This is a genomic window from Nostoc cf. commune SO-36 (genome assembly GCF_023734775.1).
In the GTDB taxonomy this organism is placed as follows: Bacteria; Cyanobacteriota; Cyanobacteriia; order Cyanobacteriales; family Nostocaceae; genus Nostoc; species Nostoc commune_A.
Genome location: NZ_AP025732.1, coordinates 4,705,868 through 4,721,685 on the forward strand (window position 1 = coordinate 4,705,868; position 15,818 = coordinate 4,721,685).

General features: G+C 41.3%; 14 protein-coding genes and 2 pseudogenes. 5 read left to right on the forward strand and 11 right to left on the reverse strand.

All coding sequences use genetic code 11. The features are described from left to right. Positions 1-135: 135 nt before the first annotated feature. The 6 genes and pseudogenes from ANSO36C_RS21205 to dnaK all read right to left on the reverse strand — a co-directional run bounded on the left by ANSO36C_RS21205 (position 136) and on the right by dnaK (position 4,993). The gene (locus tag ANSO36C_RS21205; RefSeq protein ID WP_251956112.1) at positions 136-444 is read right to left on the reverse strand and encodes a type II toxin-antitoxin system RelE/ParE family toxin; all 309 of its coding nucleotides are present in this window, start codon (positions 442-444) and stop codon (positions 136-138) included. Further along, positions 441-713, reverse strand: a complete 273-nt coding sequence (locus ANSO36C_RS21210; RefSeq protein WP_251956113.1) for a ribbon-helix-helix domain-containing protein — start codon at positions 711-713, stop codon at positions 441-443. Before ANSO36C_RS21210 ends, ANSO36C_RS21205 begins: the two co-directional genes overlap by 4 nt. 110 nt (positions 714-823) lie before the next feature. After that, positions 824-1,096, reverse strand: coding sequence for a DUF3143 domain-containing protein (locus tag ANSO36C_RS21215; protein ID WP_251956114.1), 273 nt, complete (start codon positions 1,094-1,096; stop codon positions 824-826). 46 nt (positions 1,097-1,142) lie between these two features. Beyond that, on the reverse strand, positions 1,143-1,649 hold the full coding sequence (locus ANSO36C_RS21220) for a J domain-containing protein (protein ID WP_251960400.1): 507 nt from the start codon (positions 1,647-1,649) through the stop codon (positions 1,143-1,145). Between the two features lie 130 nt (positions 1,650-1,779). Beyond that, positions 1,780-2,775, reverse strand: coding sequence for a DnaJ C-terminal domain-containing protein (locus ANSO36C_RS21225; RefSeq protein WP_251956115.1), 996 nt, complete (start codon positions 2,773-2,775; stop codon positions 1,780-1,782). A gap of 147 nt (positions 2,776-2,922) precedes the next feature. Then, positions 2,923-4,993 (reverse strand): annotated as a pseudogene (gene dnaK, locus ANSO36C_RS21230) (molecular chaperone DnaK). Positions 4,994-5,312: 319 nt separating this feature from the next. Between dnaK and ANSO36C_RS21235 the strand changes: the two are divergent. Next, the gene (locus ANSO36C_RS21235; RefSeq protein ID WP_251956116.1) at positions 5,313-6,161 is read left to right on the forward strand and encodes a M28 family peptidase; all 849 of its coding nucleotides are present in this window, start codon (positions 5,313-5,315) and stop codon (positions 6,159-6,161) included. Positions 6,162-6,295: 134 nt separating this feature from the next. On the opposite strand, the gene ANSO36C_RS21240 is transcribed toward ANSO36C_RS21235, so the two are convergent. The 5 genes from ANSO36C_RS21240 to ANSO36C_RS21260 form a co-directional block, all read right to left on the reverse strand. Further along, positions 6,296-7,201, reverse strand: coding sequence for a bestrophin family protein (locus ANSO36C_RS21240; RefSeq protein WP_251956117.1), 906 nt, complete (start codon positions 7,199-7,201; stop codon positions 6,296-6,298). An 803-nt stretch (positions 7,202-8,004) separates the two neighbouring features. Further along, on the reverse strand, positions 8,005-8,412 hold the full coding sequence (locus ANSO36C_RS21245) for a VOC family protein (RefSeq protein WP_251956118.1): 408 nt from the start codon (positions 8,410-8,412) through the stop codon (positions 8,005-8,007). A gap of 503 nt (positions 8,413-8,915) precedes the next feature. Further along, positions 8,916-9,716 carry an SIMPL domain-containing protein gene (locus ANSO36C_RS21250; RefSeq protein ID WP_251956119.1) on the reverse strand — a complete coding sequence of 267 codons (801 nt, stop codon included), beginning with the start codon at positions 9,714-9,716 and terminating at the stop codon, positions 8,916-8,918. 197 nt (positions 9,717-9,913) lie between these two features. Then, positions 9,914-10,291 carry a hypothetical protein gene (locus ANSO36C_RS21255; protein WP_251956120.1) on the reverse strand — a complete coding sequence of 126 codons (378 nt, stop codon included), beginning with the start codon at positions 10,289-10,291 and terminating at the stop codon, positions 9,914-9,916. Positions 10,292-10,823: 532 nt separating this feature from the next. Continuing rightward, positions 10,824-11,888, reverse strand: a complete 1,065-nt coding sequence (locus ANSO36C_RS21260) for an NAD(P)/FAD-dependent oxidoreductase (protein WP_251956121.1) — start codon at positions 11,886-11,888, stop codon at positions 10,824-10,826. Positions 11,889-12,031: 143 nt separating this feature from the next. Between ANSO36C_RS21260 and ANSO36C_RS21265 the strand changes: the two are divergent. The 4 genes and pseudogenes from ANSO36C_RS21265 to ANSO36C_RS21280 all read left to right on the forward strand — a co-directional run bounded on the left by ANSO36C_RS21265 (position 12,032) and on the right by ANSO36C_RS21280 (position 15,812). Continuing rightward, a pseudogene (locus ANSO36C_RS21265) lies at positions 12,032-12,875 on the forward strand (YaaW family protein). A gap of 112 nt (positions 12,876-12,987) precedes the next feature. Next, the gene (locus ANSO36C_RS21270; RefSeq protein ID WP_251956122.1) at positions 12,988-14,196 is read left to right on the forward strand and encodes an O-antigen ligase family protein; all 1,209 of its coding nucleotides are present in this window, start codon (positions 12,988-12,990) and stop codon (positions 14,194-14,196) included. Positions 14,197-14,463: 267 nt separating this feature from the next. Then, the gene (locus ANSO36C_RS21275; RefSeq protein ID WP_251956123.1) at positions 14,464-14,982 is read left to right on the forward strand and encodes a hypothetical protein; all 519 of its coding nucleotides are present in this window, start codon (positions 14,464-14,466) and stop codon (positions 14,980-14,982) included. 308 nt (positions 14,983-15,290) lie between these two features. Beyond that, positions 15,291-15,812, forward strand: a complete 522-nt coding sequence (locus tag ANSO36C_RS21280) for a Ycf51 family protein (protein WP_251956124.1) — start codon at positions 15,291-15,293, stop codon at positions 15,810-15,812. Positions 15,813-15,818: the final 6 nt, after the last annotated feature.

Consider the following 15,818-nt stretch of genomic DNA (forward strand, 5'->3'; position numbering starts at 1 on the left):
TCCAAATAAACGAACCACTCCAGACGCAGAGAACACGGAGTGGAAAGGAAGAGAGAGATTTTGCAATCGACTTTGGAATATTTTTTTATTTGGAAGTCCCTAAGCAAGAGGGAGAGTTAGTGTTAACAAGGAGTATCAGGAATCAGAGTCGTGAAATAGGGCTTTGATATCTCGATAGCCACTAACAACACGAAAAATCTCCACATCTTGCCCTATAAACATGTAGAGGATGAGGTAATTGTCTATTGAGAGGCTACGGATACCAGGTAAAATTTCATCACGCTGTCGTCCTAGACCAGGGAACTGAGCAATCTTGGCAAATTTCGCGTTCAGCTTACTCAGAAAACCCTCAGACTGAGCCAAGCCAGATTGTCTAGCAATGTAATCCGCTATCTGCTCAATGTCTTGAATTGCAGGTTTGGTAAGGCGAAATTGTGAGGTCATGTTTTGTCTGAAACACCATAGCGCGAGCGCACATTGGCACGAATTTGATCCATTGCAGCCGAACCATCAACAACTTCGCCCCGCTCGGACGCTTCCCACCCAATCCGCGCTTCTTGTTGCAAGTCTTGTAGTCGTCCTTGATAGATGTCTTCTTGCTGTTCTAGGAGTTTTACGCCTGCAAGAATAACTGCGATTGCGTTCTGATACTTACCGCTAGTGAGTTGGCGTTGAACTAGGGCTTCTACTTCAGGTGGCAGAACGATTTGCATGGGTTTTTGTCGGAGTAGGAGTAACTTTAATTGTAAGCGATCGCTTTTGTCAGCTATGCCTTACAAGATTGGCAATCACATTTTTACGATGAACTGGACTCAGCACTTCTTTATGGCCCAGAAAACACAGCTTGTTCTACATCATCCCGACTAAGAGAATACTTAAATGAGCGTTGGATATCTTGTCCATTTTCCCCAGATTGGACGTATCGTACTACGATTTGCTCAACATCAAGCCATAATTCAGCTTGCCAATTGGGGCGTTGTACACGCCAGCAATGCCTCTGTGTTTCGTCTTGTTGACATCCTTGGTCTTTTAGCCACTGCTCAATTTGTGGCAGAGAATGATTATATAGAGGGGTATCGGAGGGAAGAAGAGGCATAGGAATTTTAGATTTTGGATTAGGGAATTTTTTAATTTTTAATTATCTAGGGGTAATTAATTGCAACAAATAGGTAATCTGACTGGTGTATAAATGCAGTTGGTTGCAGCAAATGGGAATGGATCGCAGCCTCGCCACGAGTTAAGCCAATGGCAACTGCTAATAACAGACAACCTACAAATGTTAACACCAGCATAAATAAAGCAAAGATTTCGCCAGATGAGAGGGGGCGATCGCTCGCGTCGAGGTAAGCTGATTTTGACCAGTCATGACACGAGACGGGATGATTCAAATCAGGAGGTGGTTGAATCACGCCAAAGCGGGAATAGCCGATTTTTAAATCGTAGCTTAATCGTCGTTCTGGATGGCTAAGGGTGGCGTAAGCTTCATTAATTTGCTGAAATTTGGGAGTGGCGATCGCAGTCGGCAAGTCTGTAGTATCAGGATGATAGCGTTTGCTCAGTTCCCGATAAGCGCGACGAATTTCAATTACCGATGCCCAGGGATGTAGTCCTAGCAGGGAGTAATAAGTTGGTTCACTGCTTTGTGGCATTGCCCAATTTTGATTCACATCTGTTTGAGTCACTTTGCTCAAAGATATTTTTTATATTTTAAATCCTTTATGAATTCGAGAAGACACAACAGATATAGCATCTGATAAGATAACTTAATAAAGCATTTGGCTAACGTATTAAATCAGCACGGGGTTTAAAGGTTTCAATTTGCCGTAACTTTTCGTAAAGTTCTCGTTCTTCTTGACTAATATTTTTCGGTGTAACTATTTGAATTTCTACTAATTGATCGCCACGTTTTCCGTCATCATTAGGATAACCTTTATTACCTAGTCTAAATTTTTGACCAGACCTAACTCCGGGAGGGGTGGTCATTTTTACAGGGCCATCAAGAGTAGGTGCTTCTACCTGTCCTCCTAAAACTGCCTCGCTAGGAGTAACGGGAACCTGGCAGACGATATTTGAACCGTCTAATTTAAATAATGGATGAGGCTCAACAGTAATTTTTAAGTATAAATCGCCACCACCAACGCCTTGGTTCCGCAAACGGATGGTTTGGCCTGTTACCATACCGGGGGGCATATTAACTTCTAACGATCGCCCATCTTCCAAGCGAATGCGTTCATTACCACCTTGATAAGCTTTTTCTAGTGGTAGTGTTAATCTGGCTTCTATATCACGACGCGTAGTGCGAGGTGGGGGGTTAACTGTATAGGCAACTTTCGTTCTGGGGGAACGAAACGGATCGCTATTATTGCCATTATTAGAATTACTTGCCCCACTCTTATTTTTGACGCCGATAACTTGATTAATAAAGCTTTCAAAATCAGAGTATTGGCTGGGATCTACCTCCTGATTGCCGTTGCGATCGCTAGGGCTACTCTGCCAAGTTTTAGCCTTTGGTGTCTGTTTGTTGCCCGCAAAGCCTTTTTGCTTCCAGTAGCGGCTAAACTGGTCGTACTGCGATCGCTTGGCTGGATCTGAAAGCACTTCATAAGCCTCACCAATATCCTTAAATTTTTCCTCCGATTCTTTATTACCCGGGTTGAGATCGGGGTGATATTGCCTTGCTAACCGCCGATAAACCTTTTTAATTTCCTCAGCAGAGGCATCTTTAGATACTCCTAAAATCTCATAATAATCGCGGAAATTCGGCAAATTTTGCATAGTTCAGTTATTTAAATTTTAGATTTTAGATTCTGGATTAATTAAGAATTTAGGAGAGAGGAATTATGAGTTAAGAGTTGAAAGATTTAATTTTTAACTCCTAACTCCTAACTTCTCACTCCTCACTCCTAACTTTTATTAAAATTACTACAACCAATCATTGTCTTCTTCATCATCCCAGTTATCTTGGTAGGTGGGACGGGATTTGCGTGGAGGACGGCTTTCATAAGAGGAAGAACGGCTGTCGCGGCCATAATCTCTGCCATAGTCTCTGCCATAGTCTTTACTGTATGAGTCACGTTCTCGATATACATCTCTGGGAGATTCGCGATCGCGTTCCTTATCACCGCCTGTAAAGATGTCACGGATAGTACCAAATAAATCGTCGTCTTCATCGTCAGCATAAGACTGGCGGACTTCCCGATTTAGTTCATAGAGAGCATCTTGCAAGTCGGCGTAGGCTTGATCAATACCGCGATCGCTATTTTCTCTAAGACTCTCTTTTAAGTCTCGGCAAATATTATCAATTCTTTGGCGGCGGTTTCGGGCAAACTGCATACCAAATTCCAGTGCTACTTCTCTGAGTTGTCGTTCTGCTTGGATAATCAACGCCTCTGAACGAGTCCGCTTTTCTACTCTTTCTTTACGTTCGCGATCGACATCGGCGTATTTCTGGGCATCCTGAATCATCCGATTCACTTCCGACTCGTTCAAGGTGGAAGCGCCTTGAATGGTAATACTCTGCTCTCGCCCAGTGGTTCTATCTAAAGCTGTTACTTGTAAAATACCATTAGCATCGATATCAAATGACACCTGAACTTGGGGAATTCCTCGCGGTGCTGGCGGGATACCATACAGCTTGAAACGTCCTAAAGACTTGTTGTTTGCTGCCATTTCCCGTTCGCCCTGGACTACGTGAATTTCCACAGTATTTTGGTTATTTTCAGACGTGGAAAAAATGTCAGAACGGCGGACTGGGATGGTAGTGTTGCGGGGAATAAGTTTTTTCATCACGCCGCCGATGGTTTCCAATCCCATAGAAAGGGGTGTGACATCCAAAAGCAGCACATCTTTAAGTTCGCCTGCGAGAATTCCTGCTTGAATTGCTGCACCCACTCCCACTACTTCATCAGGGTTGACGTTTTCGTTAGGTTCTATGCCAATTAAGTCCCGTACTAGCTGCTTCACCATTGGCATCCGTGTAGAACCGCCAACTAACACCACTTCTTCAATGTCTCTGGATGAGAGTCCGGCATCTTTGAGGGCGCGTTTTACTGGCGTCCGCAAGCGCCCCACCAAATCACCACACAAACCTTCAAACTGGGAACGCGTTAGACGAGTTTCCAGATGTTTGGGGCCATCTTCCGTGGCGGTGATGAAGGGTAAGTTAATATCAGTGACGCTGACAGCAGAAAGCTCAATTTTGGCTTTTTCCGCAGCTTCCATCAGACGTTGCAAAGCTTGGCGATCGCGTCTTAAGTCTACCTCTTCTGTTTCCAGAAATTGCTCTGCCAACCAATCTACGATTATTTTGTCAAAGTCGTTACCACCAAGTTGCGTATCTCCACTGGTAGCTTTGACTTCAAATATCCCATCGCCAACTTCTAAAATCGACACATCAAAAGTGCCACCACCCAAGTCAAAGACTAAGATAGTTTCCGTGTCACCCCGATCTAATCCATAAGCCAAAGATGCCGCAGTCGGTTCATTGAGAATCCGCAGCACTTCTAAACCGGCAATTCTAGCCAGCATCGCGGGTTGCCTGCCGTTGAGAATCGTTAAAGTAAGCTGGTACTGTAATCACTGCCCCTGTGACTGGTTCACCCAAATAGCGACTAGCATCGTCTGCCAATTTTTTCAGCACCATTGCCGAAATTTCTTCTGGGGCGAAATCTTTATTGAGACGGGGACAGGCAACTTTAATATTACCTACTTCATCTTTGCGGATGGTGTAGGGCACACGCTTGGAATCTGCATTAAGTTCGCCATACTTCCGCCCAATGAAACGCTTAACTGCGAAAAAGGTATTTTGGGGATTGAGGACGGTTTGTCGCCGTGCCATTTGCCCAACCACCCTTTCGCCTTCTTTGCTGAAGCCAACTACGGAGGGGGTTGTTCGCATTCCTTCTGCATTGGCAATCACCACCGGCTTGCCACCCTCCATAACGGCGACTACTGAGTTGGTTGTACCCAAGTCGATGCCGACTACCTTGCCCATGCGTTACTCTTCTCCTAAAGTGTCTTAGTATCTTTATTATGATTGGGCGGAACTACCTCTAGCTTCGTGCTACAGGATAAAAACACCTCAATGGTATAATACTCATCATTAAGGCAGTAAGCTGAGGTGTGCAGCTAGAGGAGATAGTTGCAAGACTAGGATAGCATTGAGATGGTTGGTGTGCCCAAGCAGCCTCGATTCTTGTTATCCGCCTACTCTATGTTTAAGGTATCTGCAAATTAAGAAATGCATCTTAATAATACTTGTTCTGCTTTTTTAAGTGTCAGAAAACTCTAAATATTGCCAGTAATTTAAAGATTTGAATCTAACAGAACGATTACAAACTTCTCTCAGTGAGATAGCGCGAGAACGAGATCCTTACATGGCAACGGCTGGACATTTTTTTGTCCAAGAATACATTCGCCAGCAATTTTCCCAATGGGGGAGTGTGGAAATCCACACCTTTGAAGTCAGGGGTAAAGCTTGTAATAACTTGATATTAAATTTGCCATCCCAAGGGAGAGGGCAAAAAAAAGATTTGCCACCGATTTTAATTGGCGCTCATTATGATGGCGTTCCGGGAACACCAGGGGCAGATGATAATGCTACAGGTGTAGCGGTGTTGCTGGAATTAGCCAGAAAGTTTGCTGCCCAAGCTGTCAGGTATCCCTTAAGACTAGTTGCTTTCGATATGGAAGAATACGGCTTACTGGGTAGTGCTGATTATGCAGCCTTGTTGCACGAACAAAAGCAACAGCTACGCTTAATGATCTCCTTAGAAATGCTGGGTTATACCGATTCTACGCCTGGTTCCCAAAGTTACCCCCCTCCTCTGGAACGCTTCTACCCAGATACAGGTGATTTTATTGCTTTAATTGGCAATTTGCGTATATTGCCTGACTTAATTGGCATGAGCCGTAATATTGGCAAAGCTGGCGTATCTAGTCAATGGCTACCCGTACCGAATCGAGGTTTAATAGTTCCCCAAACTAGACTTAGCGATCATGCACCATTCTGGGATCTGGGCTATCCTGCAATGATGGTGACAGATACGGCATTCTTGCGAAATCCACATTATCACAAAGCTAGTGATGCGATCGCTACTTTGGATTTAGATTTTCTGACTCGTGTATGTGAAGGGTTAGAGATAGCGATTCGGAGTCTATAAAAAGTTAGTAGTTAAAAATGATTGGGCGGAAAATATACTTTTGAAGTAATTATGTAGCTGAAAGTGTCAATATCATCAGTTATTTAACAAAATGTTTTAAATGCTACAAATAAAACTTGTAATGTCTACTTTAATCATATATTTTCCCTGTGCGATCGCGCATTTGGAGTCAAAGTAATTAAATCGTCAATATTGCGTTTCATTGTCTCGCAAATTGCATTTAATGGTAAATCATTAGCATCATAACCGAAGGGATTTTCTATCTCTAAGCCAATGGCTTCAATGCCAAACACAGTAAACCCAACTAAAGCAGAGATTAAACCTGTCCACCAACCGAGACTTTGTACTATTTGAAATGGGAGCAGAAAGCAATATAGTATCAGCAATTGCTTCAAATGAATAGCATAAGCAAGGGGCATAGGTGTTTTTAAAATACGTTCGCAAGCACCTAAATTATCCACAAGATTATTTAATAGTTCTTGCATAGATGTTAGCTGGTAGCTATTAAGGCAATTCCGATGATACTGTTCCTGTAAATAATCTCCTATCCAAAAAGCAACCTCTATAGGAGGATTATTCATAATTTTAAGTTTTATATACTTAGTAGATGGCATTAAGTCTTCTAACTCGCTATTGACAGCTTCTCCTCGCAAATGTAATTTAGTTGTTACAGCAAAAGCTACCAATAAGTTTAATGCCGTAATTTTGTTATCTTTATCTTCTGGTGAAATCTCATCAATTGATACCCAAATTTGCCGCGCTAAATTTCGGGCATTATTTACTATAGAACCCCAGCATTTTCTTCCTTCCCAAAACCGCTCATAAGCAGTATTTGTCCGAAATACAAGTAACAAGCCTAAAACAATGCTAGGAATAACACTCCCTAAAATAGGTTGGGATACAGGTACATCAAAATGGTAAAGTATAGAAATCAAAAATCCGAAAGTTCCACACCATATAATATGTTTGTAAACCGCTTTCGTTACTGAACCTTTAGGTTGTAATTGTGTGCGTAACCATTTGATTTTTTCGGCTGTCATGCAGTCACCCTAATAAAATATTTATTTAACCAATACATTAAATATTGGATAGTTCAAAAAAATAACTATAGAAATCGCAAAATTAGCAAATAGTATAGTTGAAAAAGTAATTTTGGTAAAGAATATGATCTGCTGGCGGCAATGATTGTATTCTAGCTTCTGTTATATAATATCAACTCCGGTTGAATACTTGTCATTAGGACTAATGCAGATTAAGTAGACATTAGACATCTCCAGAAATTAATTATGCGTTACCTGAAACCCTTGTAGAGACTTTGCAATGCAACGTCTCTACATTCATTTTCGGAGATGTCTATTATATACAGCACTTCCGGCAGCTATGAGGTACATCCTCAAAGCTAAAAGCTATGTTAGGAGAGAGGCAATAAGAAAAGCTGTATTGCATAATAGCGGGAAGCGCTGTAAAAGATATAAAAGTCAGCACAATTCGCTTTTTCGCCCATTCGCAATTAATGCCCACGGATAAATCCGGGGGCTTGAACCCTGCATTGTTTAAAACTTATCTATCCATAAATGAATTTAGGGGCTTGTACCATCAAGGAAGAATTGGTTAAAAGCAATGCCTACTTCTGGCTACGCCTATCCAGCAATTGTAAAGAGATGTAAAGCTTTCTCGACAGCTGCATAAATCTTGCACCTCACCCCGATAAGTCTATAGAAGAAAAGGTATATGCATATCGATGGTGCTTAAACATCATTATGTCGGTATCAAGTATGCCAGTAAATCCAAAAGTTCTAACCAGTAAAAATCCTGCCCTGTAAATTAAACGTCTAGACATAACTTATTTGGTTATGTCTTTTTTCTTGTCATTAGTCTCAAAACGTTGAATTTCAATCAAATAACCATCAGGATCGCGGAAAAAACAGTGGTAAATGTTGTACTTTTCATTTAGTGTAGGTGACTTTTCAAATTCGACACCACGTTCTTTGAGATATTCAAACCATTCATCCACCTGCTGTGTCACCAGGGTAAAAATGACACTTGATTGCTTGTCGCTTGGAGGAGTTAATTTTTCGCTTGCTTGACACAATCCTAAGTATCCAGAACCACTAACAGTATAAATTCGACAACTTCCTTGGTCAAGCCATAGCTCCAAGCCTAGTTTTTGCTCGTAGAATTGTGTAGATACATTGATATTATGGACATAAAAGAAGGTAACTTGCTGGTCGATTTGCGGATAAATAGGCATAAAATACATTTGAGTATATACCCTAACGACATCGGGCGATCGCAGATGTAAAAATTGATTGATGTTAGAAACCTGTTACTGCTCCAGAATGCCTTAAGTGCATCTGGAGTTTCTTTTTGTAAAAAATGATGTCTACGACGGGCTGCGCCTACAAAATTTTCCAAAATCATCCTGATATGTCAAAATATGTCTGAATAAGGATGCATACTGAATTATTTATATTTAAAACAGGGCATCACTATTGATGTACCCTTCCTGCCAAACAACTCTCGCAAAACAGCCTCAGTTTATCTGGGGCTATTTTGCGTTAATTGCAACAAAGAAGATGTGTAAACAAGAATCCTCAAACACTTTTATCTACATTTGAGTGTATACCCTGATGACGTAGGATTCTCTCAAGACGAAAATTTTGATATAGGTAAATGCGTATCTTTCCTGACTCCAGATTTGTCACAAACATTTCTGGAGTTTTTTCATTAAGCGATCGCACTAAATATAAATGCTTATTTTGTTGTATATGTCACAAAAATATCCTTTTTCATTTCAACTTCTGCCGGAGCATCTGGATTATAAACTGGTGATAATAAAAAACTAGCAAACGACGGTAAAGGAACTCCAGTTTTAGAACTACATGAGGGATAAAATAATGTGTAAAATGGCTCGGCGACAGAAGGAATATCAAGTTTAACGCCCATCGCACTTGCTAAAGCCTGAGCGCGGCTTTGAGCATCTTTCATCGCTGATTGATAAACTGAACTCTGCAAAGCCTGACAGTCATTAACTGCGTACTCAACACCCACATTCTTGACAGAAAGGTTTTCAATTTGGCTCGTGGACTTGTTCGCTGTAGCAACAATTTCCTGGACGCGATCGCGTGTTGGTTTTTCTAGTCTCACCAATATCTTGGCGTTATTTTCACTGGAATTAGGGTTAATTTGCACTTGAATTTTATCAGCCCTAATGCCTTTAGCAACTAAGCTATCCACTACAGGCTGAAGAGTTGCTTTGGTGATTAATTTTTTGTCTGATAACGGTTCTGCTGCTGTTTTGTCATTTAAAAGTAAAGTCAGTGAGGATTTACGGTGGGCTTCTGGGAAGGCTGATGGTTGCGTTTGTAACTCATCATTGCTAGCTCCGCTACTGAATGCCAATTCAATATCCGCTGTATCTGCTGGCACTCTCATTACGCCTTGACCGATTACCATTAATGAATGGCGATCGCTTGCTGGTGGGTAAAATAATTGGGCATTAGTGACTTTAGGTGTTAATGCTCCTACCCCGACAGTCACGGAAGTACTTAGCATTAGAGCAGTTATTTTTCTCATGTCCTGGGAATATCCTTTGAACTTAGTGATTGTCAAAGTTTACACCTCAATAGGAATATACTTAAAAAAATATTGAGCTAATCCCACGGCTAAAGTCTGTGGGATTAGCTCAAAAATTTAAAATTCACTGCGGAAGTTATGATATCTCAGCAAAGAGCCAAATCTGGTTAGAACTATTAACCAAACCAGTGGGAAGGTTCACAAGCTGGTTGAACTGTTTCACAAAGGTGATTGCCAATCCAATCTGACTTTTCTTGAACGATTAAACAGATGCCTTGGTGAATCAAATTTTGTAAATGTAATTGCTGCTCTAAGGGTTTACGAGGCAATTTGTAATAAGCCAAGTTTCCTTGTTCAGCTTCTGCTAACGGAATCTGTCTGTCAGAAATCACGCTAGAGAAAGAGGGAATCCGGTTGAGGACGAAAGCAATTAGCTCTTGGCGTAAGTCAGGAATAGCAAAGGCTTGTTGATATGGATTGAACGGATATGTACCCAAAACACTTTCAATCTCTTCTACTAGTGATTGCTGTGTTAAATTAACTACCGTTTTCATGATTTTTAAACTCCTTTTTTAATCAAGTCAATGCTTGGTGGAGAAAATAACTTTTTTAGATGGCAATCTTGTTATAACAATCAGTTCAACGTATTTTAACTGATAGATGCAATAGACCCTGAGACTAGTCTTTTATCTTGATAAAATATCAGACATTTAGCTTGGCTTATTTTAGCTAAAGTTTTTACTGTTTTATAGCATTACTTATTAAAACAGCGTCCAATAATCTGGCAAGTTACCGACATTTTATATTTATAATCCTAATTATTTCAAATTTCTGCTATAAAAGCAGAAATCTACATAAAACGCAGCATAAAAGCTAGGGGATCAAGATTAACATCAATAAAAAACTTAAATTAGGAACAACTTTTTAATGAAGTTAAGCTTTTTGGGTAATTTACATCACTTTTTAGAGTTGCGGCAAAATTTGCTGTTTCATCTAAAAAACTTATTTGTTCCACTCTGATTTAGTAAGCCAGAAAAATAGTTGGCTTACTATAGTGCAAAATCAGTCTAGCTACAGATTAAATGATCAGGTAAAAATGTTGAGAAAGTTCACATTCTCGAAAGGTAGATGACGCAACTGATTATTAATTTCATCAGCCGCAGCTAATCCAGAAAGCATTGCACCTTCCACCAAATTGCCGCCACACCAATCACCACAGCAAACTAAAGGTGAGGAAGTTCCCGCAGACAAAAAAGCTTCGTGCCAAGGACGACTAGGAAAGGCATAACGCCAACGATGTACTTGCATCCATTCGGGAGTATTCAGCCAAGGAAGAGACAGGGATTCGGCTGCTCGTTGCAACATATAGTGTCCGGCAGGTTGTAAATCCTGTGATTCTAGATCACGTTGGGCAAAATCAGCACTACTTTGCACTACAAAATGTGGTTGTTGAGGGTTAGGACGCTTGCTACTGTCCAAACCAATCCATGCTAAATCCGCATCATCGACAAAAGTTAGAGCTTTCCACTCAGGGAAGGGTTGGGATGTAGAAGGATATCCCGCGATCGCACTAATTGAGGGATAAAATTCTACAGAACGCAAGTTATTAAGAAAGGCTGCATCCAATATACTTTCACCCAAAGGTTCCAACAGCATCACAGCTTGGGGTGCAGGAATGGCAACAACTATAGCTTTTGCAGTTAATTCTTCATTACTAGATTCGAGAGTCAAACGCCAACTATTTTCGGGAGTTGGGGTAATACCAATAACACGCTGATTCAGTAATATTTCTAAACCCGGAGCAAGGGATTTAGCGATCGCACTCATTCCTTCCGGTGCAACATATCGCGGACTGCGGTTTTTAGGTTCAGATAAAGGAGCGCCTGCTGTGAGTTCGTAAACTTCCTCTGTCCAAACTTCGAGAATATGGCGCGATCGCAATATTTCTACAAAATGTTCAAATAATTCACCCTTTGGCTTCAGGTAACAAGCCCCATGATCCGCGCAAGTTCCCTGCAAGCGGCGTGTTGCGAGTCTTCCTCCCAAGCCACGCGATTTTTCCACCACTACCACCGAATATCCAGCTTGACTTAACTGCTGGGCACAGACTAAACCCGCGATTCCGGCACCAATCACTGCAATATCAGTCATGAGTCAATAGTCCCTAATCATTGGTTATAGTTATTGGTCATTAGTTATTCGTTATTATCAAAGGACAAAATTACTACTAATGACTGCTGAAAGCTAATAGTAGAATAAGGTACAGAAAGCTGCATGGAAGGGAGGATGGGAAATTGGATGAAATGAGGGCGGCGCTAGAGTTAGCGACCGAAGATGAATTGCAAGACTTAACGGCAATTCTATTTAGTCGTAAGTTCAATCCTTTAGACTATGTACATACACCTGAACCCATCGAAGTGCAAAGCCAAGACCGCAAAGCTTGGTTAGATGCACTAGAGGGTCGCTTTCGTTTTTTGGCGGCAGATGGGATGACGGTTTTACGGGGACGCACAGGCCAGGTAACTTACCGACAGGCGTTAGTTCAAGTATGTAAGTATCTAAAAATTCCCTATTCTAATCAACTAGCAACTATTGATTTAGAAGCAGAAGTATTTTTACATCTGCTAGGACAGGTGTGGAAAAAATTGCCTGAACAGGAAAAGCAAAAATTGACTTTAAGAGTGCAGCGTCAGTTGCTCAAATCAGAACTAAAAGAACCGCTACCACTTTTATTGCAGCGTGATCCTTTAGGCTTACTTTTCAAAGGTGGTAGTGCGATCGCGGTTACTTCCATGCTCCAACCACTTGTACTGAAGCAAATTGCTCGTCAATTTGCCATCCACTTTGCTACTTATGAAGTAGCCAAACAAGCGGCAATTACAGGCACAGAAGCAGCTGGCAACGCAATTTAAAAGCTATGTACCTATGCAAATGGCGCAACGGGGTATGACTGTAAATGCAGCTCGTTATGGGGCAGCCCGCACTATGTTTGCCGTGATTGGGCCAATGATGTGGACTTGGTTTATTGCGGATTTAGGGTGGAGAGCGATCGCTACTAACTATGGTCGAATCATCCCTACCATCTTCGCCTTAGCTCAAATTCGCCTCACTCGTGAGGAATGTTGGGAGCCAGCTTGAATAAAGTTTTTAACTACTTCAAGTCTCGTTGGCAATCTTCTGGAACTACTCTCTATGGGCATTGTTAATCGTTCCCATTGAGTCCTTTAGTGGGGGCTGTGACTGTAGGTTTTTGTCTTCATTAATAACTTGGCTGAAACAATCCCGCAAAATTAACCGCCGCCCCCTCAACTGGGGATTTGCCCTTTTGAGTGTATTACTGATCGTGAGTGCTGGGTTTGCCCAGGACAAGACTGCTGCTTTTCTCGGCTTATTTAATTTATTACCATTCTTTTTACTTTTCGCTGCCCATAGCGCTCTGATTCAAACATTTGCCCAATTGCGGCAAATGGCTTGGGTTTTGGTGATCGGTTCCATGCCAGTGGTAATTATCGGCTTGGGACAGTTATTTTTAGGCTGGAGTTTGAAATTAGAAATTTTGTGGGTTGTGTTGGATTGGACGATCGCACCAGGAGGAAATCCGCCAGGGCGTATTGCTGCATTTTTCTTGCACGCTAACACCTTCGCAGCTTATCTAGTAATAATTTTCATCCTTAGTCTAGGGTTGTGGATCGAACAATGGCAATTGGGTATTAACAAGAATTCAGTCTCTAGTTCCCACTCCCCATTTCCCCTCCTCTTCCTAACCGTAGCGGTGATTGCCAATTTCATTACCTTAATTTTCACCAGCTCGCGTAATGGGTGGGCGATCGCTATTTTTGCCTGTTTAGCTTATGCATTCTACCAAGGTTGGCGCATTCTTGTGGGTGGCGTTGCTGCGATCGTTTCTAGTGTGCTTTTGGCAGCTTTTGCTCCTTTACCAATCGCTCAAATTTTTCGTTGGGTAGTTCCTGCGTTCTTTTGGGCAAGGTTAAATGACGATATGTATCCAGATAGACCAGTCGCATTAATGCGAAAAACTCAGTGGGAGTTTGCCTGGTCTTTAGCTGAACAACATCCTTGGACTGGCTGGGGATTACGCAGTTTTAGTGAACTCTACAAAGTGCAGATGCAGATTTCCTTGGGTCATCCCCATAACTTGTTTTTGATGTTATCTGCTGAAACTGGTTTTCCCAGTGCTTTGATATTTTCTGGCTTACTGGCTTGGATTTTGATTACAGGTATTCAATTATTGCAAAAGTCAAAATCTATAAATACAGGAGACAGATTGATATTTTTCAGTTATCTCCTGGCCTTTGTTGGGTGGATTTTATTGAATACAGTAGACGTAACCCTCTTCGATTTTCGTTTGAATGCGCTTTCATGGTTAATTTTGGCTGCTATTTGTGGAGTAGTAGATCGTTATAACCGACAAGACAAGCTTACATCTCATCAAAATTAGCTATTGGTTTTTTCAGTGTATGCACTGGGGACATTAATAGTTTTAAGTTAATAAGATTACTATATTGTGACTAATTAAATATTAGTCACAGTTGCTGATTGTTGGGAAGGTGTAGGGACAACCCTTTGGGGTTTTCCTGCATGACGGGCATCTCTTGTAGATGCCCTTTTGTATATTTATTATTTTCTTCAGTTAAGCACAATTTAAAAATTATTGAATTTGCTCGAATATCTGGAAAATTTTATCTTTCATAAAGGAATGTAAAATATGGTTACTGAAATGAAATTAGGTCTTTGTAACCCGCCAGAACCTATTTATTTGTATGTGAAAAGCGGAGAATTAAACGGTGAATCCTACTTGTGGTATAACTACGATATAAATAATGATCAAACCATTCCTGTCCACAAAACTGGTCTAACTGGGTATATATCTGAACTTAAATTAAAATCAGGAGAATTTAAAGGAAATATCAATAATAAATTACACATCGTTGTTAGAGCGGATGAAATTTATGTTGTGAGGACTGGAATAGAAACCAACTTTGCTAAAACTTTCCTTTTAGCTGCATCATGTGTCCAGGATTTTTCCAAGCCCCTGATTATCGCTGCAATTGCTGGAAAAGAGAATGTAGTTTTTTGTAACCTCTACGACGCAGCGACTAAAACCAGGATTCGCTCTGAATGGAACAAAGATGCCGATTGGCTAGCAATTATTGATAGTGTTCAAACTAAGTTGCAGACATCTCAAAATTCCCATATTGTCTCTGGTGAGCCAATACTATTTTAGAAAAATTGGGGAAGTTGGTTAAGTAATTTCTTTCCTAGCTTTATTCGCTACAACCTAACAAAATCACATTGCTCCCTAACGGAGTGATGATTTTTTTTTGCTATGGCTCTAAGCCTTGGTTACGCTTTTCTTGGATGACTTGTTGTAGTTCATCTACTCAATTGAGACGTTTGCCATTAGACTGAACGTGTAATGCTAGGGTCTAAATTTAGGCTTATTCATATTGAACCTTACAGGTAATCGGTGTAAGCTCTCGGTAAAATGGGTGTGTCGGTAACGAAAAAAAAGACGCCTCCATAACCAACCTTATGCTCACAACAGCTAACTTTCTTCAGTACACCCAATGGTCAGGTATAGCTACCTTGGTATTTGCTGCCATAACAGTTTTGGCTTTTATTCTCAAATGGGGCCTCCGCTTTCGGCTGGTGGGTACAACTGGCTTTATGCTGGTGGTGACGGCTGGTTTATTTGCACTCTCGATAGTCCCCTTGAGTCGGACTGTGATTCCAGGGGCAGCCCGGTACACTTTAATTTATGACAATGGGTCAACACAAGCGGTGATTGCTACATCACCCCAAATTACACCCACACAATTAGATGCAACTTTACGTCAAGCAGTTAGTAATCTGTTTTCTTCTGGTCGCTCAGGTACACGCCAAGAGGACAAGTTGACAGTTCGCGCTCGTACCATTATCCACCCGGAACCAGGGACTTCTGTACCAGTTTACTTGGGTGAAGCCAAGCGATCGCTCATTTCTCGTGAAAATTCTACGATCGCAATCGAAATTTACACAGAAAAATTCGCCCAATTGCCAAAACCTACTGCTTAAGAAGCA

Excerpts from the sequence above, each read along its gene's own strand:
- ANSO36C_RS21205 (WP_251956112.1), bottom strand. The coding sequence starts at position 444 with ATGACCTCACAATTTCGCCTTACCAAACCTGCAATTCAAGACATTGAG.
- ANSO36C_RS21210 (WP_251956113.1), bottom strand. The coding sequence starts at position 713 with ATGCAAATCGTTCTGCCACCTGAAGTAGAAGCCCTAGTTCAACGCCAA.
- ANSO36C_RS21215 (WP_251956114.1), bottom strand. The coding sequence starts at position 1,096 with ATGCCTCTTCTTCCCTCCGATACCCCTCTATATAATCATTCTCTGCCA.
- ANSO36C_RS21220 (WP_251960400.1), bottom strand. The coding sequence starts at position 1,649 with ATGCCACAAAGCAGTGAACCAACTTATTACTCCCTGCTAGGACTACAT.
- ANSO36C_RS21225 (WP_251956115.1), bottom strand. The coding sequence starts at position 2,775 with ATGCAAAATTTGCCGAATTTCCGCGATTATTATGAGATTTTAGGAGTA.
- ANSO36C_RS21240 (WP_251956117.1), bottom strand. The coding sequence starts at position 7,201 with ATGACAGCCGAAAAAATCAAATGGTTACGCACACAATTACAACCTAAA.
- ANSO36C_RS21245 (WP_251956118.1), bottom strand. The coding sequence starts at position 8,412 with ATGCCTATTTATCCGCAAATCGACCAGCAAGTTACCTTCTTTTATGTC.
- ANSO36C_RS21250 (WP_251956119.1), bottom strand. The coding sequence starts at position 9,716 with ATGCTAAGTACTTCCGTGACTGTCGGGGTAGGAGCATTAACACCTAAA.
- ANSO36C_RS21255 (WP_251956120.1), bottom strand. The coding sequence starts at position 10,291 with ATGAAAACGGTAGTTAATTTAACACAGCAATCACTAGTAGAAGAGATT.
- ANSO36C_RS21260 (WP_251956121.1), bottom strand. The coding sequence starts at position 11,888 with ATGACTGATATTGCAGTGATTGGTGCCGGAATCGCGGGTTTAGTCTGT.
- ANSO36C_RS21275 (WP_251956123.1), top strand. The coding sequence starts at position 14,464 with ATGGTTACTGAAATGAAATTAGGTCTTTGTAACCCGCCAGAACCTATT.
- ANSO36C_RS21280 (WP_251956124.1), top strand. The coding sequence starts at position 15,291 with ATGCTCACAACAGCTAACTTTCTTCAGTACACCCAATGGTCAGGTATA.